General features: G+C 72.9%; 18 protein-coding genes. 14 read left to right on the top strand and 4 right to left on the bottom strand.

What is annotated here, in order from left to right; all coding sequences use genetic code 11:
- Positions 1-36: 36 nt before the first annotated feature.
- Together ACIPPS_RS13110 and ACIPPS_RS13105 are read right to left on the bottom strand one after the other, a co-directional pair.
- Positions 37-1,050: a PHP domain-containing protein gene (locus tag ACIPPS_RS13110; protein WP_401430379.1), complete on the bottom strand. Its 1,014-nt coding sequence runs from the start codon at positions 1,048-1,050 to the stop codon at positions 37-39.
- Positions 1,051-1,072: 22 nt separating this feature from the next.
- A complete protein-coding gene (locus ACIPPS_RS13105; RefSeq protein WP_401430377.1) occupies positions 1,073-3,217 on the bottom strand; it encodes a SpoIIE family protein phosphatase in 2,145 nt (714 codons plus the stop codon).
- Positions 3,218-3,416: 199 nt separating this feature from the next.
- On the opposite strand from ACIPPS_RS13105, the gene ACIPPS_RS13100 reads away from it, so the two are divergent.
- The 9 genes from ACIPPS_RS13100 to ACIPPS_RS13060 all read left to right on the top strand — a co-directional run bounded on the left by ACIPPS_RS13100 (position 3,417) and on the right by ACIPPS_RS13060 (position 14,880).
- Positions 3,417-3,617 (top strand): hypothetical protein, encoded by a 201-nt coding sequence (locus ACIPPS_RS13100; RefSeq protein WP_401430375.1) that lies wholly within the window; start codon positions 3,417-3,419, stop codon positions 3,615-3,617.
- A gap of 194 nt (positions 3,618-3,811) precedes the next feature.
- Positions 3,812-4,990 carry an acyl-CoA dehydrogenase family protein gene (locus ACIPPS_RS13095; RefSeq protein ID WP_401430373.1) on the top strand — a complete coding sequence of 393 codons (1,179 nt, stop codon included), beginning with the start codon at positions 3,812-3,814 and terminating at the stop codon, positions 4,988-4,990.
- An 84-nt stretch (positions 4,991-5,074) separates the two neighbouring features.
- Positions 5,075-6,181, top strand: a complete 1,107-nt coding sequence (locus ACIPPS_RS13090; RefSeq protein ID WP_401430371.1) for a GNAT family N-acetyltransferase — start codon at positions 5,075-5,077, stop codon at positions 6,179-6,181.
- Positions 6,182-6,186: 5 nt separating this feature from the next.
- Positions 6,187-7,083 carry an oxygenase MpaB family protein gene (locus ACIPPS_RS13085; protein WP_401430369.1) on the top strand — a complete coding sequence of 299 codons (897 nt, stop codon included), beginning with the start codon at positions 6,187-6,189 and terminating at the stop codon, positions 7,081-7,083.
- Positions 7,065-9,344, top strand: a complete 2,280-nt coding sequence (locus ACIPPS_RS13080) for a tetratricopeptide repeat protein (RefSeq protein ID WP_401430367.1) — start codon at positions 7,065-7,067, stop codon at positions 9,342-9,344. Before ACIPPS_RS13085 ends, ACIPPS_RS13080 begins: the two co-directional genes overlap by 19 nt.
- Positions 9,345-9,723: 379 nt before the next feature.
- Positions 9,724-11,262, top strand: coding sequence for a phytoene desaturase family protein (locus ACIPPS_RS13075; RefSeq protein ID WP_401430365.1), 1,539 nt, complete (start codon positions 9,724-9,726; stop codon positions 11,260-11,262).
- A 357-nt stretch (positions 11,263-11,619) separates the two neighbouring features.
- Entirely contained in the window at positions 11,620-12,648 is a 1,029-nt protein-coding gene (tdh, locus tag ACIPPS_RS13070; RefSeq protein WP_401431399.1) for an L-threonine 3-dehydrogenase, read from the top strand.
- Positions 12,649-12,767: 119 nt separating this feature from the next.
- Positions 12,768-13,967, top strand: coding sequence for a glycine C-acetyltransferase (locus ACIPPS_RS13065; RefSeq protein ID WP_401430363.1), 1,200 nt, complete (start codon positions 12,768-12,770; stop codon positions 13,965-13,967).
- Positions 13,968-13,971: 4 nt separating this feature from the next.
- Positions 13,972-14,880, top strand: a complete 909-nt coding sequence (locus ACIPPS_RS13060) for a LysR family transcriptional regulator (protein WP_401430361.1) — start codon at positions 13,972-13,974, stop codon at positions 14,878-14,880.
- Positions 14,881-14,927: 47 nt separating this feature from the next.
- Here ACIPPS_RS13060 and ACIPPS_RS13055 read toward each other — a convergent pair whose 3' ends face one another.
- Positions 14,928-16,706 carry a serine hydrolase gene (locus tag ACIPPS_RS13055; RefSeq protein WP_401430359.1) on the bottom strand — a complete coding sequence of 593 codons (1,779 nt, stop codon included), beginning with the start codon at positions 16,704-16,706 and terminating at the stop codon, positions 14,928-14,930.
- Positions 16,707-17,008: 302 nt separating this feature from the next.
- Between ACIPPS_RS13055 and ACIPPS_RS13050 the strand changes: the two genes are divergently transcribed.
- The 5 genes from ACIPPS_RS13050 to ACIPPS_RS13030 all read left to right on the top strand — a co-directional run bounded on the left by ACIPPS_RS13050 (position 17,009) and on the right by ACIPPS_RS13030 (position 25,044).
- Positions 17,009-18,115 carry an NAD(P)H-dependent flavin oxidoreductase gene (locus ACIPPS_RS13050; protein WP_401430357.1) on the top strand — a complete coding sequence of 369 codons (1,107 nt, stop codon included), beginning with the start codon at positions 17,009-17,011 and terminating at the stop codon, positions 18,113-18,115.
- Positions 18,112-19,662, top strand: a complete 1,551-nt coding sequence (locus ACIPPS_RS13045; protein ID WP_401430355.1) for an acyl-CoA synthetase — start codon at positions 18,112-18,114, stop codon at positions 19,660-19,662. The genes ACIPPS_RS13050 and ACIPPS_RS13045 overlap by 4 nt, the downstream gene beginning before the upstream one ends.
- A gap of 94 nt (positions 19,663-19,756) precedes the next feature.
- Complete coding sequence (locus ACIPPS_RS13040; protein ID WP_401430353.1) at positions 19,757-20,863, top strand: calcium:proton antiporter; 1,107 nt, start codon at positions 19,757-19,759, stop codon at positions 20,861-20,863.
- A gap of 69 nt (positions 20,864-20,932) precedes the next feature.
- Complete coding sequence (locus tag ACIPPS_RS13035; protein WP_401430351.1) at positions 20,933-22,450, top strand: fatty acyl-CoA synthetase; 1,518 nt, start codon at positions 20,933-20,935, stop codon at positions 22,448-22,450.
- A 161-nt stretch (positions 22,451-22,611) separates the two neighbouring features.
- Positions 22,612-25,044, top strand: a complete 2,433-nt coding sequence (locus ACIPPS_RS13030; RefSeq protein ID WP_401430349.1) for a polysaccharide lyase 8 family protein — start codon at positions 22,612-22,614, stop codon at positions 25,042-25,044.
- 45 nt (positions 25,045-25,089) lie between these two features.
- Here ACIPPS_RS13030 and ACIPPS_RS13025 read toward each other — a convergent pair whose 3' ends face one another.
- On the bottom strand, positions 25,090-26,589 hold the full coding sequence (locus ACIPPS_RS13025) for an HAD-IA family hydrolase (protein ID WP_401430347.1): 1,500 nt from the start codon (positions 26,587-26,589) through the stop codon (positions 25,090-25,092).
- Positions 26,590-26,601: the final 12 nt, after the last annotated feature.

Genomic DNA, 26,601 nt, shown 5'->3' with positions numbered 1-26,601 from the left:
CGCCCGATCCGGTGTCGGCCGAGTGCCCCAGGCGCGTCACCGTCCCCGGGTCCACGCCAGCAGGTCGTCCGCCGACCAGGTGTTGACCACGCGCTCCACCGGCACCCCGCACTCCTCCGCCCGCGCGCACCCGAAGATCTGCCACTCCAGCTGCCCGGGGGCGTGCGCGTCCGTGTCCACCGCGAACCACACCCCCGCCTCGACCGCCTGTCGCAGCAGACGGCGCGGCGGGTCGAGGCGCTCGGGGCGGCTGTTGATCTCGACCGCCGTGCCCGACTCGACGCAGGCCGCGAAGACCCGCTCCGCGTCGAAGACCGACTCGGGCCGCAACCGCCCACCGCTGACCAGTCGCCCCGTGCAGTGGCCGAGGATGTCCATCAGCGGGTTGCGGACCGCCTTCTCCATCCGCCGGGTCATCGCCGGCGCGTCCATCCGCAGCTTGGAGTGGACCGAGCCGACCACCACGTCCAGCCGGTCGAGGAGTTCGGGCTCCTGATCCAGCGAGCCGTCCTCCAGGATGTCGCACTCGATCCCGGTGAGCAGCCGGAACGGCGCCCACTCCTCGTTGAGCCGTGCCACCACGTCGAGTTGTTCGCGCAGCCGCTCCGGAGACAGGCCGCGCGCGACCTTCAGGCTGGGCGAGTGATCGGTCAGGACGGCCCACTCGTGGCCGATCCCCGCCGCCGTGCGACCCATGTCCTCGATCGGGCTGCCACCGTCCGACCACTCGGAGTGGAGATGGCAGTCCCCCCGCAACGCCGCCCGCAGCGTCTCGCCGCCGGTGACCTGCGGCACGGCGATCTCGCCCTCCAGACGCTCCAGATACGCCGGTACGCGCCCCTCCACGGCCTCCTTGATCACGGCCGCCGTCTTCGGTCCGATGCCCTTGACCGATTCCAGGGTGCCGGCCGCCGCACGCTGCTCGGCCTCGCCTTCCGCCATGGCCGCGACCGCGGCGGACGCCGTACGGAAGGCCCGTACGCGGTAGGTGGGCGCCTGCGAGCGCTCCAGCAGGAAGGCGATCCGGTCCAGCGCCGCCACGGGATCCATAGCCGCTCCTCGCTCCTCGCCGTTACTCGCCGGGATCGAGCCCGGCACCAGGACCGGGCCCCTGACCAGGGCCCGGTGATCCGGCCACCGCTCCCGCGCCGGCCGCCGCCCCCGTCTGCACCGGGCCGATCTCGCACCACACGGCCTTGCCCTCGCCGCGCGGCTCCACGCCCCACCGCGACGCGAGCGCGTCGAGCAGCATCAGTCCGCGTCCCGAGGTCGCCGCCTCGCCCGGCGTCCGGCGCCGGGGCCAGGCGCTCGACCGGTCCTGCACCGAGAGCCGTACGCGCCGCACCGGTTCCGGGAGCACCTCGAGGGTGAGGACCGCGCCGCCCTCCGTGTGCAGCAGGACGTTGACGAGCAGCTCACCGGTCAACAGCTCGGCGTCGTCGGCCAGGTCGGTCATGTTCCAGTCGCGCAGCGCCTGGCCCACCGCGGCCCGCGCGTCCGAGAGGCCCTGCGGATCGGCCTGGTGGATGTACTGATGGATGCGCGGCGCCCGTGGAGTCCCCGGGTCCGGGCTGCGCCGCAGCACCAGCAGGGCCACGTCGTCCCCCGCGCCCCAGCGCTCCCACAGCTGCTCCGAGAGGTGGTCCGCGAGCGCCTCCGCCTCCGGCGGGCCGCCGCTCACCGCCTCCGACAGCGCGTCGAGACCGACCTGGATGTCCGAGCCGGGCTGCTCGACGAGGCCGTCGGTGCAGAGCACAAGGGTCTCGCCCGGGACGAGGTCGAGCCGGGTCTCCGGGAACTCCTCGTCCCCGAACACGGTCGCCAGGCCGAGCGGCAGCCCGCCGCGCAGCTTGGGCTGCCCGACGCGGCCGTCGGTGTGCCGGATCAGCGGCCCCAGATGCCCGGCGCGTACGGCCCGCACGGTGCCGGTGCCCAGGTCGACCTGGGCGTAGGTGCAGGTCGCGAAGCGGTTGGTGTCGAGCTCGGCGAGGAATCGGGACGCGCGGGCCAGGACGGTCGAGGGGGCGTGGCCCTCACCCGCGTACGCCCGGAGCGCGATGCGCAGCTGTCCCATGATCGCGGCCGCGTGCGTGTCGTGCCCCTGGACGTCACCGACGACGATCCCGACCCTGCCGCGCGGCAGCGAGATGACGTCGTACCAGTCGCCGCCGACCTGCCGCCCGCTCCACGCGGCGTGGTAGCGGACGGCGATCTCGCCGCCGGAGATCACCGGGATGCGGCGCGGCAGCATGGTCTCCTGCAGCCCGGTGGCCAGCTCGCGCTCCTCGTCGAAGAGGATGGCGCGCTGGAGGGACTGCGCCACGATCGCGGCGAGGCCGAGCAGCAGGTTGCGCTCGTCGGCGTTGAACGCGGAGTGGCGCCGGTAGAACAGCGCCATCCCGCCCAGCGACCGGGCCTGTGCGACGAGCGGCAGGTAGCAGGCGGACGTGAACTTCAGCCGGTCGATGTAGGGCGCCAGCTCCGGGAAGTCCCGCCCGAGGGTACGGAAGGCGGACGCGAACCGAGGCCGCCCGCTCAGGACCGTCTCCGCCAGCGGCAGCCCCCGGTCCAGCCGGCGCGCGCGGAAGTCGTTCAGGGCGTCGAGGGACTCCCCGCTGAGCGCGATGATGTTGAGCGACCCGTTCTCCACGAGCCCGAGCGCGAGCCCGTCCGCGCCGAGCCGGGCGAGCCCGCCGGGACCGGTCATGGCCGCCGTCACGTCGTCGACGGTCACCGCGCGGGACAGCGCCTGCGTGGTCCGCTCGACGATGCTCGTCTGGACCTCCCTGCGCTTCTCCAGGTCGAGCACGAACGCGGAGTGGGTGACCTCGGCGGTGGTGTCGCGGACGACGCCGACGATCCGGTGGGCCCGACGGTCCGGCGTACGCAGAATCCGTGCCTGGACGTGCGTCCACTGGGGTGTTCCGTCGTCCCCGTCGATCCGGAACTGAGCGGTGTACGAGGTCTCGCCACTGGTGATCGCCGCCCGTACGACGGCGTCGAGACGGGCGCGCTCGGGCGGGTCGAGGCGCCGGAGGAGTGAGGTGGGGCGTCCGTCGAACTCGCCCGGTTCCAGCCCGAAGACCAGCAGCCCGGCCTCGTCGACGTCGATGGTGCCCGTGTCGAGGTCCCAGTCGAAGCTGCCGGTCCGATTCATGGCGAGCCGCTCGGTGGGCCCGATCTCGCCACTGCGTGTGCGCCGGTCGTCATCGGTCATCCCCACCATTGTCGAACCCGCACCCCCGAGACGCCATGGCGGCGACACACCGAGTGCCCGACGTGTGACCGACGGGGGCGGACCGCCGCGCCGGCGGCGGCCCGCCCCCGTCGGCGCGCCGCGCCGACGGCGGCCCGGATGCGCTCCCGGGGGTCGGACACGAGAATGGCCGGTACCGGAAGAACGAGTAGGAGGCGGCATGAACGCTGAGTCCGACAAGACATCTCCGGGGGAGAGCCCGACGCCCGATCGCCTCTTGCATGCCGGGTCGGAGGGCGAATACACGGCGGAGGACCTGATCCTCGCCTCCGGACGTGACGTGAATCCGAAGAGCCTCGCGTGGGCGGAGCGCCGTATGGCGGAGAGGGGACGCGCCTCCCTGGACGAGCTCCTGCCCTGATCCCAGCCACCACCAGCCACCTCCCCGCAGTGCCCCGACCGCCTCGGCCCGGCCTTCCTGCCCGCCGGGCCGAGGCGGTACGCCCGGGTCGCGCACCGCGTGCCCCGACCGTCAGGGGGCTTCCCCATTTGTGGAACACGTTCTACCGTGGCCGCCGTCGCGCGCACGGTACCCAGGACGCCACGGGAGGCCCCATGCACCTCGAGTACACGCCCGCCCAGCACCGCCTGCGCGAGGAGCTGCGTGCGTACTTCGCCGAACTCGTGCCGGACGATGTCCACGCGCGCTACGCCGACCCCGCCGCGCAGAAGCGCTTCTACCGCGAGACCATCCGCAGGCTCGGCACCGACGGCTGGCTCGGCGTCGGCTGGCCGGTCGAGTACGGCGGGCGCGGGCTGAGCCCCATGGAGCAGTTCATCTTCTTCGACGAGGCCGCCCAGGCGGGCGTCCCGCTGCCGCTCATGGCCCTGAACACCGTCGGCCCGACGATCATGCGGTTCGGGACCGACGAGCAGAAGGCGTACTTCCTGCCCGGGATCCTCTCCGGGGAGATCGACTTCGCCATCGGGTACAGCGAGCCCGACGCCGGCACGGATCTCGCCGCCCTCAAGACCCGGGCCGTCAGGGACGGCGACGCGTACGTGGTCGACGGCCAGAAGATCTGGACGACGAACGGCGACACCGCCGACTGGGTCTGGCTCGCGGTCCGCACCGACCCGGACGCCCCCGCCCACAAGGGCATCACCATGCTCCTCGTCCCGACGAGCGACCCGGGCTACTCCTGCACCCTGATCAACACCCTCGCCTCGCACGACACCACGGCCAGCTACTACGAGAACATCCGGGTCCCGGTCTCACGCCGCGTCGGCGAGGAGAACAAGGGCTGGCGGCTCATCACCAACCAGCTCAACCACGAGCGCGTGACCCTCGCCGCCCACGGCACGATGGCCATCCGCGCCCTGCACGACGTCCAGCGCTGGGCCGCCGACACCAAGCTCGCCGACGGCCGCCGGGTCATCGACCTCGGCTGGGTGCGCCGGAACCTCGCCCGTACCCACGCCCGGCTCGACGCGATGAAACTCCTCAACTGGCAGATGGTGAACGCCGTGCAGCACGGCACCCTCACCCCCCAGGACGCCTCCGCCGTGAAGGTCTACGGCTCCGAGGCCCGCCGCGACGCCTACGCCTGGCTGATGGAGGTCGTCGGCTCCGCCGGCGCGCTCAAGGAGGGCTCGGCGGGTACGGTCCTCCACGGCGAACTCGAACGCGGTTACCGCTCGGCGGTCATCTTCACCTTCGGCGGCGGCAACAACGAGATCCAGCGCGAGATCATCTCCTGGATCGGCCTCGGCATGCCCCGCGTCCGCCGCTGACAGCCGTGCGGTCACGGGGTTGTCGGCCGGTCGGACCGCGGCGCACGGCACACTGGGCGCATCACCACCGCGAACGGAGCCCCGATGCCCGACCCGACCGACCCGACCGACCCGACGGACCCGACCGACCCGACGGACCCGACCGACCCGACGGAATCGACGGACCCGACCGACCCGACCGAGGCGGGCACCCCCGTCACTCATCCCCCGTACCCGATACGGACGGAGCGGCTGAGCCTGCGGCCCGTACGCCGGGACGACCTCGAAGCCATCCACGCGCACCGCTCGCTGCCCGAGGTCGCGCTCTACCTCCCGCACGAGCCGCACACCCGTGAGGAGACCGCGAAGGCCATCGAGCGCGTGATCGCCGGGGAGGCGCTCGCCCACCCCGGCGACTGGTTCGACCTGGCCGTGGAGGACGAGTCCGGGCGGGTCGTCGGCGAGGTGCTGCTCCGGCGTGAGCCGGACGAGCCGGCCACCGGGCAGGTCGGGTTCGCCTTCCACCCGGACGTGCACGGCACCGGCATCGCCACCGAGGCCGTCTCCACCGCGCTCGACATCGCCTTCGAGTACTTCGGCTGGCGCCGCGTGATCGGGATCTGTGACGTACGGAACCTCGCGTCCGCCGCCCTCATGCGGCGCATCGGGATGCGCCACGAGGCCGTCCTGCGCGACGGCACGTTCTTCAAGGACGCCTGGTGCAGCGACTCGGTCTTCGCCGTGCTCGCCGGCGAGTGGCGCAGGACCTCGGCGCGTTCCGCCGACGAACGCGCCGTCGACCGGGCGCTGTCCGCCTTCCTCGGCGCGTTCACCCGCCGCGCCGGATCCCCGGTCAGCCTGGACGCGGCCCGCGCGGTCCTCGCCCCCGACGCCGTCATCGAGTACGTGGCCGAAGCGGACGGGCAGGTGTTCCGGATGGATGCGGAGCAGTTTCTGGTGCCCCGTCAGGAGTACCTCAACGGAACGGAGTTGACCGACTTCGAGGAGTTCGAGGTCAGCTTCTCGACCGTCGTCGTCGCCGAACGCGCCCTGCGGACCGCCCTGTACCACAAGCACGGCATCCGCGACGGGGTCGCCTTCTCCGCATGGGGGCGCAAGCACACCCAGCTCACGAAGACCGCGGACGGTGACTGGCTCATCACCTCCCTCGTGTGGACGGATGACCCGGAGGTCAGGGCGGACGTAGCCTGAACGGCATGAGGCAGGACGCCGACCCAGGGCTCTTCGGGCCCGACTCCGTGACATGGCAGCTGCACGGCGACCCGGTGATGTGGATCGCCGGGGTCCGTGCCCTCTACCTGCAGGCGCTCCACCCCGTCGCCGTCCGCGGCGTCATGATCAACAGCGACTTCCGCCGCGACGCCTGGGGCCGGCTGCTGCGGACCGCGAACTTCGTCGGCACGATCAGCTACGGCACCACCGAGGCCGCCGAGGGAGCCGGCGCCCGCGTGCGCAAGATCCACCGGCTCCTCGGCGTCGACGACCCCGAGCTCCTCCTCTGGGTGCACTGCGCCGAGGTCGACTCGTACCTCTCCGTCGTCCGCCGCTCCGGCGTCCCCCTCACCGACGCCCAGGCCGACCGCTACATCGACGAACACCGTGTCTCCGCACGGCTCGTCGGACTCGACCCGCGCACCGTGCCCGCCACCGCCGACGAGCTCGTCGCCTACTTCGACGCCGTACGACCGCGACTGGCGGCCGGAGCGGACGCCCGCACCGTCGACACCTTCCTGCGCCGTCCGCCCGTCCGCTCCGCCCTCGTCCCGGCGCGCGAGATCATCTGGCGGCGCGTGGCAGCACTCGCGTACAACTGCCTGCCTCTCTACGCCCACGAGCTCTACGGCAGGCCCGCGCCGCCGCCCGAGACCGTGACCTACCAGCTCACCGCGACGGCCAATCTGCTGCGTTCGATTCCGGCCAGACTCCGCTGGCGACTGCCGCCCGGTCACATTCCGAACGCGATGTCCCGGCTGGGCCCCGACGTGCGCCCGGCCCCGTACGAACTCCGCAATCAGGCAGCCATACTGGACGGGCCGGGGAGGGCGCGAAGAACATACGGGGGCGACAGCACGCGATGGCGGAAACCAGGCTGATCCAAGGCCGGTACCGACTGCACGACGTGATCGGGCGCGGCGGCATGGGCGAGGTGTGGCGCGCCACCGACGAGTCGCTCGGCCGCCGGGTCGCGGTCAAGTGTCTCAAGCCGCTCGGACCCGAGCGGGACCCGCACTTCGTCACGGTCCTCAGGGAACGGTTCCGGCGCGAGGCCCGGGTCGCCGCCTCCCTCCAGCACCGTGGCGTCACCGTCGTCCACGACTTCGGCGAGTCCGAAGGGGTGCTCTTCCTCGTCATGGAGCTGCTGGAGGGGCAGAACCTCAGCCAGCTCATGGAGGAGAACAAGCAGCACCCGCTCCCCGTCCACGACGTCGTCGACATCGCCGAGCAGGTGGCCGACGCCCTCGCCTACACCCACCGCCAGGGCATCGTCCACCGCGACCTGAAGCCCGCCAACATCATGCGGCTCGGCGACGGAGCCGTGAAGATCTGCGATTTCGGCATCGCGCGCCTCGGCGACAACATCGGCTACACCTCCCAGCTCACGGGCACCGGCATCGCCATGGGCACCCCGCACTACATGTCGCCGGAGCAGATCAGCGGCGGCGCGGTCGACCACCGCAGCGACCTGTACTCGCTGGGCTGCGTGCTGTACGAGATCGCCACCGGCGTCCCGCCCTTCGACCTGGAGGACGCCTGGGCCATCCTCGTCGGCCACCGCGACACCCCGCCCGAGCCCCTGCGCACGCACCGCGCCGAACTGCCGGACTACCTGGACCGCATCGTCCTCGACCTGCTGGCCAAGACCCCCGACGGCCGCCCCACCGACGCGGGCGTCCTGCGCCGCAGGATCATCTCCGCCCGCACCGACCTCGGTATCGGCCACCCCGGTTCCGCCCGTCCTTCCGTGTCGACGCCGTCCGAGGCGCCCTCGCGCCGACTGCCCGACTGGGCACGGGAGATGACCGCCGGGATCCGGGCGACCGCCGCCTCGCTCGCGTCGCGGTCCGCCGCGGACGACCCCGCCGCCGCGCTCACGGGGGAGTGGACGACCGCGTCCCGCGTCGTTCCCCCGCGCCCGCCGGAGGGCGGGGAGCGGGCCACGACGCCGCCGGCGCGGCCTGCGACGCCGGAGCCGGCTGCGCCGCCCGAGCTGCTTGCCGTGCTCGCCGGCCGGCACCGGGCCGGGCTCGGCCTCGGCCGGCTCGGTCGCTGGGACGAGGCCGAGGACGTGCACAGGTCCGTCGTCGCGGACCGCGCCCGCGTCCTCGGTCCCGACCATCCCGACACCCTGGCCAGCCGGTACGAACTGGGCTTCACCCTCAGCAGGCTCGCCCGTCCCGCCGACGCCCTGCGCGAGTTCGTCGCGGTCACCGGCGCCCGCGAGCGGGTCCTCGGCCCCGACCATCCCGACACCCTGGCCGCCCGCCAGGAGACGGCGTACGTCCTCGGCCGGCTCGGGCGGCACGGCGAGGCGCACCAGGTGTACGTGGCCGTGCTCGCCTCGCGCGAGCGCACCATGGGCCCGGACCACCCCGACACCCTGCGCTGCCGCCACAACCTCGCCTTCAACCTGGGGCGGCTCGGACGCCTGGAGGACGCGCACCGGATGGCCGAGGAGGTGGCCGGGGCGCGCGGCCGGCTGCTCGGCGACGACCACCCCGACACGCTGGTGACACGGTACGAAGTGGCCTACGACCTGGGGCAGTTGGGGCGCTGGACGGAGGCCCTCGCCACCTATCGGGAGGTCGCCGCCGCGCGCTCCGACGTCCTCGGCCCGGACCATCCCGACACGCTCGCCGCCCGTTACGAGGTCGGCATCTGCCTCGGCAGGGTCGGCCGGAGCGGCGACGCCCTGGACCTCTACCGCGACCTCGTCGCCGCCCGCACCCGGGTGCTCGGCCCCGACCATCCCGAGACGCTGCGCGCCCGCCACGGCCTCGGCGTCAACCTCGGCCGCCTCTCCCGCTGGGAGGACGCTGTCGAGGAGGCCCGTGAGGTGTGCGCGATCCGGGAGCGCGTCCTCGGCGCCGACCACCCGGACACCCTCGTCAGTCGCCGCGAGATCGCCGTCGGTCTGGGCTGGCTTGCGCGTTGGCCGGACGCCCTCGCCGTCTACCACCAGGTCGCCGAGGGCCGCGAGCGCACGCTCGGCCCCGGCCACCCCGAGACGCTGGCCGGCCGCCACGACGAGGCCCACTGCCTCGAACGGCTCGGCCGCCACACGGAGGCCGCCGAGCTGTACCGCCGCACGGCCGCCCTACGCGGCGCCGCCGAAGCCCGAACGCCCCGGACGTAGCCCGGCACGCCCCCGGACGTAGCCCGGCACGCCCCCGGCCGTAGCCCGGCACGCCCCCGGACGTAGCCCGGCACGCCCCCGGCCGTAGCCCGGCACGCCCCCGGCCGTAGCCCGGCACGCCCCCGGACGTAGCCCCGCGCGCCCCGCTGGGCACCCCTGCCTCCGCGAGATCCGCGCCGCCCGCGCCGAGCCCGCTCGCCGTCCCCGCCGTTGCCTCGCCGATACGGACGCCGCCCCGCCGACCCCGTAGGGGGCCGCCGCCCCGCCGACCCCGTTGAGGCGCCGCCACGCCGCCGGTCCCGCCGCCGCCCTCGCCCGCCCCCAGCCCCGACCCGCCCCAGAGGCTTCCGTGAGCGATCTTCGCGTGCTAGCAAGAGACATGACCGCACAGCGCTCGTACGACGCCGTCATCGTCGGCGGTGGCCACAACGGACTCGTCGCCGCCGCCTACCTGGCCCGGGCCGGACGGACCGTCCTCGTCCTGGAACGCCTCGGAACGACCGGCGGCGCCGCCGTGTCCACGCGGCCCTTCGCCGGGGTCGACGCCCGGCTCTCCCGCTACTCCTACCTCGTCTCGCTCCTGCCGGGGAAGATCGTCCGCGAGCTGGGGCTGCGCTTCGCCGTGCGGAAACGGTCCATCTCCTCGTACACCCCGAAGGGCGACAGCGGACTGCTCGTCGGCGGGGGAGCGGACCGGGCCCGCGCCTCCTTCGCGGCGCTCACCGGCTCCGACCGCGAGTACGAGGCGTGGCAGGCCTTCTACGGCCGTACGGCACAGGTCGCCGAACGGGTCTTCCCCACGCTCACCGAGCCGCTCCCCACCCGCGCCGAACTCCGGTCCCGCGTCGGCGACGAGGCCTCCTGGCGGATGCTCTTCGAGCAGCCGATCGGCGCCGCCGTCGAGGAGACCTTCGCCGACGACCTTGTCCGGGGCGTCGTCCTCACGGACGCCCTGATCGGCACCTTCGCCGACGCCCACGACCCCTCGCTGCTCCAGAACCGCTGCTTCCTCTACCACGTCGTCGGCGGCGGAACCGGCGACTGGGACGTCCCCGTCGGCGGCATGGGCGCCCTCACCGACGCCCTCGCCGACGCCGCCCGCGCGGCGGGCGCCGAGATCCGGACCGGGCACGAGGCCGTCCGGATCGAGGCCGACGGCGCCCGTGCCGAGGTCGCCTACCGCACGGCGGACGGGGAGGACACCGTCGAGGCCGGGCACGTCCTCGTCAACGCCTCGCCCCAGGCCCTCGCCGAACTCCTCGGCGAGACGCCCCCGACGCCCGCCGAAGGCGCCCAGCTCAAGGTGAACATGCTGCTCACCCGGCTCCCCCGGCTCCGCGACCGTTCCGTCGACCCGCGCGAGGCGTTCGCCGGGACCTTCCACATCGCCGAGGGGTACGGCCAGTTGGCCACCGCGTACGCCGAGGCCGCCGCCGGCCGGCTGCCCGCCGCGCCGCCCTCCGAGATCTACTGCCACTCGCTGACCGACCCGAGCATCCTCGGCCCGGAGCTCGCGGGCCAGGGCTACCAGACGCTCACCCTCTTCGGGTTGCACACCCCCGCCCGGCTGTTCGAGGCCGACAACGACGGCGCCCGCGCCGCCCTCCTCAAGGCGACCCTCGCCGAACTCGACGCCGTCCTCGACGAGCCGCTCGCCGACTGCCTCGCCCTCGACGCCGAGGGCAGGCCCTGCATCGAGGCGAAGACCCCGCTCGACCTGGAACGCGACCTGAGGCTGCCCGGCGGCCACATCTTCCACCGCGACCTCTCCTTCCCCTACGGGGAGGAAGGCGCGGGCCGCTGGGGCGTCGAGACCGACCACGGCAACGTCCTGCTCTGCGGCGCGGGGGCCGTGCGGGGCGGCGGGGTCAGCGGCATCCCGGGTCACAACGCGGCGATGGCGGCGCTCGGACGCTGAGGGCACCCAGGGTGCCGAGGGCGCTCAGGTCGCTGACGGACGCGGTTCAGGTCGCTGGCGGACCCGCTCAGACCGCTGACGGACCCGCGCGGGTCGCTGACGGACCCGCTCAGACCGCTGACGGACCCGCGCGGGTCGCTGACGGACGCGGTCAGGCGGTGACAGGGGTCGGGGGCCATCTGACGGTGACGGACGCGCCCTCTCCGATCAGGGCGTGAAGCTCACCTGTGGCGGTGCTTAAGAAAACCTCGATGGACCGCGAGGCTGACGTACGGAAGATTTCCTTCAGGGATCTTGGGCGCGGAATCGCGCCCGGACCCCGAAGGTCACAGGACACGCACGTCGGGAGCCATGGCATTGAAGGCGCTGGTCAAGCAGAACGCGGAGCCGGGACTCTGGCTCATGGACGTGCCGGAGCCGGAGATCGGCCCCGGGGACGTCCTCATCAAGGTCAAGCGGACCGGTATCTGCGGAACGGATCTCCACATCCGCTCGTGGGACGGCTGGGCCCAGAAGACCATCGCCACCCCGCTGACCCTCGGCCACGAGTTCGTCGGCGAGGTCGTCGAGACCGGCCGTGACGTCGCGGACATCGCGGTCGGCGACCTGGTCAGCGGCGAGGGCCACCTCGTCTGTGGCAAGTGCCGCAACTGCCTGGCCGGCCGCCGCCACCTCTGCCGCGCCACCGTCGGCCTGGGCGTCGGCCGGGACGGCGCGTTCGCCGAGTACGTCGCCCTGCCCGCGGCCAACGTCTGGGTGCACCGCGTCCCGGTCGACCTCGACGTCGCCGCGATCTTCGACCCGTTCGGCAACGCCGTGCACACCGCGCTCTCCTTCCCGCTCGTCGGCGAGGACGTCCTCGTCACCGGGGCGGGCCCGATCGGCATCATGGCCGCCGCGGTCGCCAAGCACGCCGGTGCCCGCCACGTCGTGATCACCGACGTCAGCGAGGAGCGCCTCGACCTCGCCCGCAAGGCGGGCGTCTCGCTCGCGCTGAACGTCGGCGAGCAGACGATCGCCGACGGCCAGCGCACGCTGGGCCTCAAGGAGGGCTTCGACGTCGGCCTGGAGATGTCCGGCAACCCGCGCGCGATGCGCGACATGGTCGCGAACATGACCAACGGCGGCAAGATCGCCATGCTGGGCCTGCCCGCCGAGGACTTCGCCGTCGACTGGGCGAAGATCGTCACGTCCATGATCACCATCAAGGGCATCTACGGCCGCGAGATGTTCGAGACCTGGTACGCGATGTCCGTCCTCCTGGAGGGCGGACTGGACCTCGCCCCGGTGATCACCGGCCGGTACGCGTACACCGACTTCGAGGCCGCCTTCGACGACGCCGCGTCCGGTAAGGGCGGCAAGATCATCCTCGACTGGACTGTCTGACCGGCCGTCCCCCCGCTGACCGGCCGTCCCCCCGCTGACCGGCCGTCCCCTCCGCGCCCGTCCCCTCCGCGCCCGTTCTCCTCGCGTCCGATCTTCTCTAAGGAACCCAGGAACCCACCATGTTCGACTCCGTACGCGACGACATCCGCACCACCCTCGACGAGATCCGCGCCGCCGGGCTGCACAAGCCCGAGCGCGTCATCGGCACCCCCCAGTCCGCGACGGTCGCCGTCACCGCCGGCGGGCAGCCCGGAGAGGTGCTGAACTTCTGCGCCAACAACTACCTCGGGCTCGCCGACCACCCCGAGGTCGTCACCGCCGCCCACGAGGCGCTGGACCGCTGGGGCTACGGCATGGCGTCCGTGCGCTTCATCTGCGGTACGCAGGAGGTGCACAAGGAGCTGGAGGCCCGGCTGTCCTCCTTCCTCGGCCAGGAGGACACGATCCTCTACTCCTCGTGCTTCGACGCCAACGGCGGCGTCTTCGAGACCCTGCTCGGCGCCGAGGACGCGGTCATCTCCGACGCCCTCAACCACGCCTCGATCATCGACGGCATCCGCCTCTCCAAGGCCCGCCGCTTCCGCTACGCCAACCGCGACATGGCCGACCTGGAGCAGCAGCTCAAGGAGGCCACCGAGGGCGGCGCCCGGCGCAAGCTGATCGTCACCGACGGCGTCTTCTCCATGGACGGCTACGTCGCCCCGCTCGGCGAGATCTGCGACCTGGCCGAGCGCTACGACGCCATGGTCATGGTCGACGACTCCCACGCCGTGGGCTTCGTCGGCCCCGGCGGCCGCGGCACGCCCGAGTTGCACGGCGTCATGGACCGTGTCGACGTCATCACCGGCACCCTCGGCAAGGCCCTCGGCGGCGCCTCCGGCGGCTACGTCGCCGCCCGCGCCGAGATCGTCGCCCTGCTGCGCCAGCGTTCCCGCCCGTACCTCTTCTCCAACACCCTCGCCCCGGTCATCGCCGCCGCCTCGCTCAAGGTCCTCGACCTGCTGGAGTCGGCCGGTGACCTGCGCGAGCGGCTGCGGGCCAACACCGAGCTGTTCCGCACCCGGATGACCGCCGAGGGCTTCGACATCCTCCCCGGCGACCACGCCATCGCCCCCGTGATGATCGGCGACGCCTCGGAGGCGGGCCGCATGGCGGAGCTGCTCCTGGAGCGCGGCGTGTACGTGATCGGCTTCTCGTACCCGGTCGTCCCGCAGGGCCAGGCACGCATCCGCGTCCAGCTCTCGGCGGCGCATTCGTCGGATGATGTGAACCGGGCTGTGGACGCGTTCGTCGACGCGCGCGCCGCCCTGCGAGACTAGGGGCATGATCGAAGCGCGGCGGCTGCACATCCTCCGAGCGGTGGCCGACCACCGCACGGTCACGGCGGCTGCCGCCGCGCTGTATCTCACCCCTTCCGCCGTCTCGCAGCAGCTCGCCGCCCTGGAACAGGAGACCGGCCACCGGCTCGTCGAGCGCAACGCGCGTGGGGCCCGGCTCACCCCGGCCGGCGAGATCCTGCTCAGCCATGCCAACGCGGTCCTCGCCCAGTTGGAGCGCGCCGAGTCCGAGCTCGCCGCGTACGGATCGGGCGAGGCCGGGACGGTCACCGTCGCGGCCTTCGCCACCGGCATCGGCCTCGTCGTCGCCCCCGCCATCAGCGGCCTGGCCCGCACCGCACCGGGCATCCGGGTCCGTGTGCGGGACGCGGAGGGCGACGAGAGCCTGCTGATGGTCCTGGACCGACAGGTCGACGCGGCCGTCGCCGTCGAGTACCGGGGCGCGCCCGGGGAGGACGACGCCCGGCTGACCCGGGTGCCGCTGTACGCGGAGCCCTTCGACGCCGTCCTGCCGCTCGGCCACCCCCTGGCGGAGGGCGATCAGGTGGCCCTGGCCGATCTCGCCAAGGACGCCTGGATCGGCCAGTCCGCCGGCAACCCGTGCCATGACGTGACCGTCCTGGCCTGCGAGTACGCCGGTTTTGAGCCTCGTCTGGAGCACTCCTCCGACGACTTCCGCGCGGTCGTCGCCCTCGCCTCGGCGGGCGCGGGGGTCGCGCTCGTCCCACGGTCCGCGCTGCGCGGCACCGCCCTGGACGAGGTGGCGATCAGACCGGTGGACGGCGTGGCCCCCACCCGCCGCGTCTTCGCGGCGGTCCGCCGGGGAGCCGAGCACCACCCTCTCATCAGCCCGGTCCTCGCCGCCCTGCGGGAGGCGGCGGGCACGGGCGCCTGACCGGGCTCGGCTTCGGTTCAGTCCGCCGACGGCGTCCAGCCCACGGCTCAGTCCGCCGACGCCGTCCAGCCCACGGCCTCGACCCGGGACGCGTCCGCCGGTCGCGCGTCGTCGAACAGGAGGCGCCCCGAGGCGTCGAGGACCCGTACGGAATCCACGTACACCCCACGCCCGACGTACCGCTGGTCCGTCGTGTACCGCCACCGCAGGACCACGGTTCCGGTCTCGGCGCCGACACCTGCCGCGGCGCCCGCGCCCGGCGGAAGATCCGCCGTCGCCCGGTGCCAGACCCGCCCCGACCAGCCGCTCACCGAGCCCGCCGGGCGCGGCTGCGGCTCCTGCCCCGTGCGTACGGTGGTGAACGGCACCGGCGCCCAGCTCGCGCCCCCGTCCGTGGAGGCCTCCAGACGGGCGGCGTCCACGGACGGCTCGGTGTCCCACCACAGCGCGCACTCCAGCCGGGCCGCGCCCGGCACCGGCGGCAGGGTCAGCGTCGAGTGCGTCGCGCTCGCCATGCCGGAGAACCACGAGGTCCGGCCGCGTACCGGGCGGACCGGTACCGCGCGCGCCAGGCGGTCGGCGGCGGCGACGCGCGGCGCCGAGCCGGAGCGCCACGAACGGACCGGGTGGACCGAGTTGCCGAGGACGACGAGGAACGCGTCGGTGGTCGGGTCGAGGACCAGGCTCGTCCCGGTGAACCCGGTGTGCCCCGCCGAGCGCGGGGTCGCCATCGCGCCCATGTACCAGTGCTGGTAGAGCTCGAAGCCGAGGCCGTGCTCGTCGCCGGGGAAGGCGGTGTTGAAGTCCGTGAACATCAGCTCCACGGACTCGGGGGCCAGGATCCGCGCGCGGCCGTACGCACCGCCGTTGAGGAGCGTACGGGCGAGGACGGCGAGGTCCCAGGCGCAGGAGAACACGCCCGCGTGCCCGGCGACCCCGCCCAGGCCGTACGCGTTCTCGTCGTGGACCTCGCCCCACACCATGCCCCGGTCGAGCCCCGACCAGGGCTGCCGGGCGTCCTCGGTGGCCGCGATCTTCGGCCGCCAGGAGAGCGGGGGATTGAAACGTGTGCGGTGCATCCCGAGGGGAGCGGTGATCTCGTTCCGGAGCAGGGCGTCCAGAGTGCGACCGGTGATCTCCTCCAGGATCAGCTGGAGCGTGATCAGGTTCAGGTCGGAGTACAGATAGCGGGTGCCGGGCGCGTTGGCCGGTACCTCCTGCCACAGCAGGCGCAGCTTCCCCTCCCGCGTCGGCTCCTTGTAGAGCGGGATCCAGGCGCGGAAACCCGAGGTGTGGGTGAGCAGCTGACGGACGGTGATGTCCTGCTTCCCGCCGCCCCCGAACTCCGGCAGATACGCCGTGACCCTCGCTTCGAGCTCCAGCGCCCCGCGCTCGATCTGCTGCACGGCCAGGATCGAGGTGAAGAGCTTGGAGACCGAGGCCAGGTCGAAGACCGTGTCCTCGGCCATCGGGATCCGCTGGTCCGCCGGCAGCTCGACGCCGGTGTCCGTCGTCTCGTCGTACGCCGCGTACCGCACGGCATGCCCGATCGGCCGGTGCAGCGCGACCGTCCCGCCCCGCCCGGCGAGCAGCACGGCGCCCGCGTACCAAGGGTGCCGGGGAGAGGGCCCGAGGAAGGCCTCGGCGTCGGCGACCAGCAGGTCCAGCTGGTCGGGCAGCAGCCCGGCCCGCTCGGCGGACCCCCGCCGCAGCGTGGTGCGGCCTCCGCCCCGGGGCGTGGAGGCCGCGGCGGCCCCCGGGAACGAGCCGACCATCACCGCACCTCCCAGGGCGAGCAGCCGACCGCCGAAGGCCCGGCGATCCATGCGCCGGCCCGCAGCGACCACATCCACATCGCCCGCACCAGCGACCGCACCCGCCACATCGCCCGCACCGGCACCCGCACCCGCCACATCACCCGTACCCGCACCCGCGCTGCCTGCCGATTCCTCCGCCATCCCTACCCTCTCCCACGCCACTGAAAGAATCCTTCGGTCACACGCGCAACGTCTGAAACTTTCTTACCGGGGTGGGTGCGGGTCAAGGAAGCGGGCGGCGCCACAAAGAATCTGACACTGCATCAGAAAATCTCTTCCCTCGGCCGATCCGCTGCGGCATCCTGCCGCCCATGAAGACGGAGCTGAGCCAGAAACTGGGAATCGAGCACGCCATCTTCGGCTTCACGCCCTTCCCCGCGGTGGCCGCCGCCCTCACCAGAGCCGGTGGGCTCGGCGTCCTCGGCGCCGTGCGCTACACGGCCCCCGACGACCTCGCGCGCGACCTCGACTGGATGCAGGACCACACCGACGGCCTGCCCTACGGCCTCGACGTCGTCATGCCCGCGAAGAAGGTCGAGGGCGTGAGCGAGGCCGACGTCGAGGCGATGATCCAGGAGGGGCACCGCGAGTTCGTCCGGACGACCCTCGCCAAGCACGGCGTCCCCGAACTCGCCGAGGGCGAGGCCTCCGGCTGGCGCATCACCGGCTGGATGGAGCAGGTCGCACGCGACCAGCTCGACGTCGCCTTCGACTATCCCATCAAGCTCCTCGCCAACGCCCTCGGCTCCCCGCCCCCCGACGTGGTCCGGCGCGCCCACGACCACGACGTGCTGGTCGCGGCGTTGGCCGGCAGCGCCCGGCACGCCCGCCACCACGCCGAGGCCGGCATCGACATCGTCGTCGCCCAGGGCTACGAGGCCGGCGGCCACACCGGCGAGATCGCCTCCATGGTCCTCACCCCCGAGGTGGTCGACGCCGTCTCCCCGCTGCCCGTGCTCGCCGCCGGCGGCATCGGCAGCGGCGAACAGATCGCCGCCGGACTCGCCCTCGGCGCCCAGGGCGTCTGGCTCGGCTCCCTCTGGCTCACCACCACCGAGGCCGAGCTCCACTCCCGCGCGCTCACCGCCAAGCTCCTCGCCGCGGGATCCGGCGACACCGTCCGCTCCCGCGCCCTCACCGGCAAGCCCGCCCGCCAGCTGCGCACCGAGTGGACCGACGCCTGGGACGACCCGGCCGGCCCCGGCACGCTCCCCATGCCCCTCCAGGGGCTGCTGGTCGCCGAGGCCGTCTCCCGTATCCAGAAGTACGAGGTCGGGCCGCTGCTCGGCACGCCGGTCGGACAGATCGTCGGCCGGATGAACGCCGAACGCAGCGTCCAGCAGGTCTTCGACGAGCTCACCCGCGGCTTCGAACGGGCCGTGGACCGCATCAACCGCATCGCCGGAAGGAGCGCATGATGGGTGATCCCAACGGCTTCTGGTCCCAGGCCGCCGCCGACCCCTCCCGAACGGTGCTGATCGCCCCCGACGGCGAGGAGTGGACCGCCGGACGGCTGCACGCACACGCCAACCGGCTCGTGCACGGGCTGCGCGCGGCGGGCCTGGAACGCGGCGACGCCTTCGCCGTCGTCCTGCCCAACGGCGTCGAGTTCCTCGTCGCCCATCTCGCCGCCACCCAGGCCGGGTTCTATCTCGTCCCCGTCAACCACCACCTGGTCGGCCCCGAGATCGCCTGGATCGTCGCCGACTCCGGCGCCAAGGTGCTCCTCGCCCACGAGCGGTTCGCCGCCGCCGCGACGGCCGCCGCCGACGAGGCCGGACTGCCGGCCACCCACCGGCACGCCGTCGGCGAGATCCCCGGCTTCCGCCCGTACGCCGAACTCCTCAACGGCTTCCCGGAGTCCGCACCCGAGGACCGCACCCTCGGCTGGGTCATGAACTACACCTCCGGCACCACCGGCCGACCGCGCGGCATCCGCCGCCCGCTGCCCGGCAAGCTCCCGGAGGAGACCTACCTCGGCGGCTTCCTCGGCATCTTCGGGATCCGGCCCTTCGACGACAACGTCCACCTCGTCTGCTCGCCGCTCTACCACACCGCCGTGCTCCAGTTCGCGAGCGCGGCCCTGCACATCGGCCATCCGCTCGTCCTGATGGACAAATGGACCCCCGAGGAGATGCTGCGGCTCATCGACGCGCACGCCTGCACCCACACCCACATGGTCCCCACCCAGTTCCACCGGCTCCTCGCGCTCCCCGAGGACGTACGGAGCCGGTACGACGTCTCCTCGATGCGGCACGCCATCCACGGCGCCGCGCCCTGCCCCGACCACGTCAAGCGGGCGATGATCGACTGGTGGGGCGGCTGCGTGGAGGAGTACTACGCGGCGAGCGAGGGCGGCGGCGCTTTCGCCACCGCCGAGGAGTGGCTGAAGAAACCGGGCACCGTCGGCAAGGCCTGGCCCATCAGCGAGCTGGCGGTCTTCGACGACGACGGCAACCGGCTCCCGCCCGGTGAACTCGGCACGGTCTACATGAAGATGTCCACGGGCGGATTCGCGTACCACAAGGACAAGGAGAAGACGGCGAAGAACCGGATCGGCGACTTCTTCACGGTCGGCGACCTGGGCGTCCTCGACGAGGACGGCTACCTCTTCCTCCGCGACCGCAAGATCGACATGATCATCTCGGGCGGGGTGAACGTCTACCCCGCCGAGATCGAGTCGGCCCTCCTGACCCACCCGGCGGTCGCCGACGCCGCCGCCTTCGGCATCCCGCACGCCGACTGGGGCGAGGAGGTCAAGGCCGTCGTCGAACCGGCCGAGGGTCACGAGGCGGGGGAGGCGCTCGCCGCCGCCATCCTCGCGCACTGCGCGGAGCGCCTCGCCGGCTTCAAGCGCCCCAAGTCGGTCGACTTCATCGCCGCGATGCCCCGCGACCCGAACGGCAAGCTCTACAAGCGCAGGCTCAGGGAGCCGTACTGGGAAGGGCACGAGCGCGCGCTCTGAGGCCCCTCGGGGATGCCCGCGCCGGCCGCCCCGGGCACCCTGACGGCCGACCGCGCAACTCGGGCGAATGCCGCTTTGTGGCAGGATGCTGATCATGAGTTCGAGCACGGCAGGCCTGGCGCGACAGTGGACGACATGGGGACCGGTCGTGGCGGCCGTCGACCTCGGACTGACTTGGGGACGGGGTCTGGCGGGCTTCGCCGTCGGCATCGCGGCCGTCTGTCTGATCGCCGCCGTCCTCGCCGCCGTGCATCACGCGGAGGTCGTCGCCCATCGCGTCGGCGAACCCTTCGGGTCGCTCGTCCTCGCCGTCGCCGTCACGGTCATCGAGGTCGGACTGATCGTCACCCTCATGGCGGGCGGCGGCGAGAAGACCTCCACGTACGCGCGGGACACCGTCTTCGCCGCCGTCATGATCACATGCAACGGCATCGTGGGCCTCTCGCTGCTCGTCGGAGCGCTGCGCAACCGTGTCGCCGTCTTCAACGCCGAAGGTTCGGGCGGCGCCCTGGCCACCGTCTGCACCCTCGCGACCATGACCCTCGTCCTGCCGTCCTTCACGACGAGCCATGCCGGCCCGGAGTTCTCCGGGGCGCAGCTGGCGTTCGCCGCCGTCGCCTCCCTCTGTCTCTACGGGGTGTTCGTCGCCGTCCAGACCGTCCGTCACCGCGACTACTTCCTGCCGGTCCCCCGGGAGGACCGCGCGGGCGCCGGGTCCGAGGACGAGCACGCCGACCCGCCGACCGACCGGCAGACCTGGGCCAGCCTCGGCCTCCTCCTCCTGGCGCTCGTCGCCGTCGTAGGCCTCGCCAAGCTCATCTCGCCGACCATCGAGGACGGCGTCGAGTCCGCCGGCCTGCCCAAGGCCGTCGTCGGCGTGATCATCGCCCTGATGGTGCTGCTCCCGGAGACCCTCGCAGCCGTCCGCGCCGCGCGCAGGGACCGCATGCAGACCAGCCTCAACCTGGCGTACGGCTCCGCCATCGCCAGCATCGGCCTGACGATCCCGGCGATCGCGCTCGCCTCCATCTGGCTCTCCGGGCCGCTGGTCCTCGGCCTCGGCGCGGTGCACATGGTGCTGCTCGTGCTCACGGCCGTCGTCAGCGCCCTGACCGTCGTGCCCGGGCGGGCCACCCTGCTCCAGGGCGGCGTGCACCTGTCGATCTTCGCCGCCTTCATCTTCCTGTCGTTCAGCCCCTGACCCACCGGGCGAGGGCCGGGGCCCGAACCGGTACTTGACCCGTCACCCCGGTCCGCCGAGGATCCGGTCATGGAACGACTCCTCAGCCGCACCGTCGACGGCGTCCTGCGCGCCAGCGCCCAGCGCACCCCCGAGCGGATCGCCGTACGGTACGCGGACCGGTCCTGGACCTACGCGGAACTGGACGCGGCCGTGAGCACCGCGGCCGCCGTGCTGCGGGGGCGCTACGGGCTCCGGGAACGCGCCCGCGTCGCGACCTACGGCCACAACTCCGACGCGTACCTGATCGCCTTCCTGGCCTGTTCGCGCGCGGACCTGATCCACGTCCCGGTCAACCACCACCTCACCGGCGCCGACCTCGACTACATCCTGCGCCAGTCCGGGAGCTCGCTCGTCCTCGCCGATCCCGCGCTCGCCGGACAGGTCCCCGCCGATGTGCCCGTACGGGCCCTGCGGGACACCGAGGACTCCTTCCTCGCCGCGCTCGCCGAGCCCGACACGTACGACGCCGACCGCGACGCCCGTGAGTACGTCCAGCTGCTCTACACCTCCGGCACGACGGCGCTGCCCAAGGGCGCGCGGATGACGCACCGGGCGCTCGTCCACGAGTACGCCAGCGCCATCGAGGCCCTGGACCTGCGCGCGGACGACCGGCCGGTCCACTCGCTGCCGCTCTACCACTCGGCGCAGATGCACGTCTTCCTGCTGCCGTACCTCGCCGTCGGCGCGGAGAACACCCTCGTCGACGGGCCGGATCCGAAGGTCCTGTTCGACCTGATCGAGGCGGGCCGCGCCGACAGCCTCTTCGCCCCGCCGACCGTGTGGATCGGTCTGTCGAACCACCCGGAGTTCGCCGGCCGCGACCTCTCCGGTCTGCGCAAGGCGTACTACGGAGCCTCGATCATGCCCGTGCCCGTCCTGGAACGGCTGCGCGAGCGGCTGCCCGGGCTGCGCTTCTACAACTGCTTCGGCCAGTCCGAGATCGGCCCGCTCGCCACCGTCCTCGGCCCGGACGAACACGAGGGCCGCATGGACTCCTGCGGCCGGCCCGTCCGCCACGTCGAGGCGAGGGTCGTCGACGAGCACGGCATCGAGGTCCCCGACGGCACGCCCGGCGAGATCGTCTACCGCTCGCCGCAGTTGTGCGACGGCTACTGGGACAAGCCCGACGAGACGAAGGAGGCCTTCCGCGGCGGCTGGTTCCGCTCCGGCGACCTCGCGGTGCGTGATGCCGAGGGCTACTACACCGTGGTGGACCGGGTGAAGGACGTCATCAACTCCGGGGGCGTGCTGGTCGCCTCCCGGCAGGTCGAGGACGCCCTGTACACGCACCCCGCCGTGGCCGAGGTCGCCGTCGTGGGCCTCCCCGACGACCGCTGGATCGAGGCGATCACGGCGGTGGTCGTCCTGCGGCCCGAGGCGACCGGTACCACCGAGGCGGAGCTGACGGCCCACGCCCGGGAGAGGCTCGCCCACTTCAAGGCCCCGAAGAAGACCCTCTTCGTGGACGCCCTCCCGCGCAACGCCAGCGGCAAGATCCTCAAGCGCGAGCTGCGCGACCGCTTCGCGAACGACGCCACTTCCTAGGGGTGTCTTGTGGACCATGCCGGGGCACCCCCTAGGCCCGCCTCTCCAGAAGCGATCGAAACGATCAACGTCGTCATCAGTCTGGATCGTTTGAGCGTCTGCGTGCTAAAACCGGCCAGCCATGACTGAGAAGTGTCCCCCTCACCCAGCAGGAGACCGCAATGACGCGATCCTGGTCCCGCCGCACCTTCCTCTCGGCGACCGGCGGTACGGCGCTCGCCGTCGGCTTCGCCGGGAGTCCGCCGCTCACCGGACAGGCCCTGGCCGCCGACGAGTTCAGCGCCCTGCGCGCCAAGTGGCGCACCCTGGTGCTCGGTGAGGGCTTCAGCCCCACCGCCGAGCCGTTCCGGACGAAGCTGGCCGAGCTCGGCGCCCGCGCCGCCGAGCTCCGCGCGAGCATGGTTCCGGCCACCGGGTCCCTGTGGCCCGACGCGGTGTGGACCGACCCGGAGCCCGACACCGACCAGGAGTCGTACGGCTACTCGGCGAAGATGAACGAGAACTACTCCCGGCTGCTCACCATGGCCCAGGCCTACCGCCAGCCGGGCACCGGCCTGACCGGCGACGCGGGGCTCGCCTCCGACATCGTCACCGGCCTCGACCACATGTACGCCCGGATCTACCACGAGGGCCAGCCCCGCTACGGCAACTGGTACAACTGGCAGATCGGCGCGCCACAGGCGCTCCTCGACACCTGCGTGCTCATGTACGACCAGCTGACGGCCACGCAGATCGCGAACTACTGCCGTGCCGTCGACCACTTCGTTCCCGATGCGGCCGTCGCGAGCTACACCGGCACCAGCACCGGGGCCAACCGCGTCGACCTCTGCCGTGTCCTCGCGCTGCGCGGAGTCGTCGGCGGCAGCTCCGCCAAGATCACCCTGGCCCGCAACGCGCTCTCGCCCGTCTTCCCGTACGTCACCTCCGGCGACGGGCTCCACGCCGACGGGTCCTTCATCCAGCACACCTCCGTCCCCTACGCCGGCACGTACGGCGCGGTCATGCTCGGCGGCCTCGGCATGCTCTTCGCGCTGCTCGCCGGGTCGAGCTGGGCGGTCACCGACCCGAAGCGGCAGATCGTCCTCGACGCGGTCGAGAACGCCTGGGCCCCGTTCCTCTACAACGGGCTCGTCATGGACGGCGTCTCCGGGCGCGGCATGAGCCGTGGCGTCTCCGCCACCGACCCCCAGCGGGTCCAGGCCGACGACCACCTGCGCGGCCACAGCATCCTCGCCTCCGTCGTACTGCTCGGGCAGGGCGCGAGCGCCGCCGAGAACGCGCGCTGGCGGGGCCTGGTCAAGGGCTGGATCCAGCGCGACTACTACAGCGATCCGTTGAACGACCCGGTCCTCAGCCTGGTCGGCCTCGCGCGGCTGAAGTCCGTGGCGGACGACTCCTCCGTCTCGGCGATCGCCGAACCCACCGGGCACCGCCTCTTCCCGTCCATGGCGCGGGCCACCCACCGCCGTCCCGGCTGGGCCGCGTCGATCAGCATGGCCAACAAGCGCGTCACGCACTACGAGACCGGCAACGGCGAGAACCTGCGCGGCTGGCACACCGGGTCGGGAATGCTCTACTGGTGGGGCGACACCTACGCCAACGGGCAGTACAGCGACGCCTTCTGGCCCACCGTCGACCCCTACCGGCTGCCCGGCACCACCACGTCGCGCATCGTGCTCGCGGACGGCGCGGGCGGCGACTGGGGCGCGGCCAAGCCGGACGTCAACTGGGTGGGAGGCGCCACCGACGGCGCCCGGGCCGCCGTCGGCCAGTACCTCAGGGGCCTGCAGAGCACGTTGATGGCGAAGAAGTCCTGGTTCTGCCTGGACGACTCCCTCGTCTGCCTGGGCGCGGGCATCACCTGCACCGACGGCGCCGCGGTCGAGTCCGTCATCGAGAACCGCAACCTCGGACCCGACGGCGCCCACGCCCTCACCGTCGACGGCACGGTGAAGCCCGTCGCCCACCCCTGGTCGCAGACGCTGACCGGGGCCGGCTGGGCGCACATCGGCGGCATGGGCGGATACGTCTTCCCCGGCGGCGCGACGGTCAAGGCGCTGCGCGAGCAGCGCACCGGCCGGTGGAGCGACATCAACCGGTCCATGGCCACCACCCCGATCACCCGCCGGTACCTCACCCTGTGGGCCGACCACGGCACCGACCCGGCGGACGCGACCTACGCGTACATCCTGATGCCCGGTGCGAGCACCACGCGGACGGCGGCGCGCGCCGCCGACACCGGCTGGCTGCGGATCCTCGCCAACACCGACGACCAGCAGGGCGTGCGCGTGCCCTCGCTCGGCTTCACCGGCGTCAACTTCTGGTTCGGCGGCACGGCCGGGGCCCTCACGGCGAGCGCGCCCTGCTCCGTCATGATCTCCGAGAAGAGCGACGGCACCGCGGTCATCTGCGTCAGCGACCCGATGCGCATGCAGACCGGTCTCACCCTCACCTGGAACCGGGCCGTGGCCTCCGTGGTCTCCAAGCCGTCCACGGTCACCGCCACGGCCACCGGCGCCTCGCTGACCCTCACGTTCGGCGTCCTCAGCGGCACCTTCGGCGCCACACAGCGCATCACCGTCAGGCTCGGCTGACCGGGAGGGACCTCCCCACGGCCGGACCCGACCGCGCCCTGCCCGTCACAGCGGCCCGAGGTCCGCCCGGCCGGCCTCCAGGAGCTCCACCAGCTCCTGGAGGCCGGTCAGGACCCGTCGGCCGGGGCCCGCGTCGACCGGCACGAGGGAGGGGACGGCGGCGACCCGACAACCCGCCGCCTCCGCCGCGGCGATGCCCGCCGGACTGTCCTCCACCGCCAGACAGCCCGCCGGATCGACGCCCAGCGCCCGGGCCGCGGCCAGATACGGCTCGGGATGCGGCTTCGTCCGGTCCGTGTCGTCCGCGGTCACCGTCACCTGGAACGACTCGGCGCCGAGCAGCTTGAGCACCGACTCCACGACGGGCCGGGGCGAGGCGGTGACGAGCGCCGTCGGGATGCCCAGGTCCCGCAGTGTGCCGAGGAGTTCCCCGGCGCCGGGGAGCACGGTGGTCTCCTCCTCGACCGCCGCGAGGAAACGGGCGTCCAACTCGGCGACCAGGGCATCGAGCGGGCGCTCGGTGCCCGAGACCCGCCACAGATGGACCGCCGTGTCCGCCACGCAGCGACCCACCACCTCGGAGGTGTCCGCGTCGGTCAGCCGGTGCCCGATCCCCTCCGCCACCTCCCGCGCGGTACGCCACCACAGGGCCTCGGTGTCGACGAGGGTGCCGTCCATGTCCAGCAGGACGGCCTGCGGCCGGGCGGCGAACGGACGTCCGTCCAGGGTCCAGTGCGAGTCCGCGGGAACGTCGAGCGACGCGAACACCTGGGCGGCGACGTCCTGGTGGCGCAGGACGCCCACCCGAGCGCCGACCGGGACGTCCGGGCCGGCGCACGCGATCCAGGCGGTGCGCTCCAGCTCGGAACGGCCGCCGTGACCACCCTCGTCGCGGTGGCCGTGATCCGTGACGACGACGACGGTCCAGGCCTCCTCGGCGTAGGTGGCCCGGCCACGGACCGCGGCGAGCAGACGTCCGAGCCGCTCGTCGGCACGGACGATCGCCCGCTCGTACTCCTCTCCGCAGCCGAGGATGTGGGCCGTCTCGTCGACCGCGCCCAGATAGACGAAGGACGCCTCGGGGTCGTACGCGGCGAGCACCCGCACGGCGTCGGCGGTGATCAGCTCGTCGGCCTCCTCCCAGCCCTCGCAGTCGTCGGCGGCCGGGGCGATGTGGCTCACCCGGCCGGGGCCGCGGAAGAGGGGACCGCCGTTCGCCACCGTCACCAGCGGTTCCCAGGCGGCGGCCACGAAGGTGCGCCGGCCCGCGTCGCGCAGCCGGGTCGTGAAGTCGGGGAAGACGGCGAGGCGGTTGCCGCTGAAGTCGTTGCTCCAGACGGCGTGCTTGTCCACCGTCACCCCGGTCACGATCGTCGCCCAGCACGGCCCCGACATCGTCGGGGTACCAGGCTCGACCACGACCGGTGCGAGGAACCCGGCCGCCGCGAGTGCGTCCAGGTGGGGGGTGTCGAGCCGGCTCAGCGTGTCGAGGCGGACTCCGTCGATGCCGACGACGAGGACGCGGCGGCGAACGGCAACGGGCATGGGTTTCCTCCG

The sequence above is a fragment of the Streptomyces sp. NPDC090127 genome, assembly GCF_044746945.1.
Lineage (GTDB): Bacteria > Actinomycetota > Actinomycetes > Streptomycetales > Streptomycetaceae > Streptomyces.
This window is presented reverse-complemented; position numbering and strand designations above follow the sequence as displayed.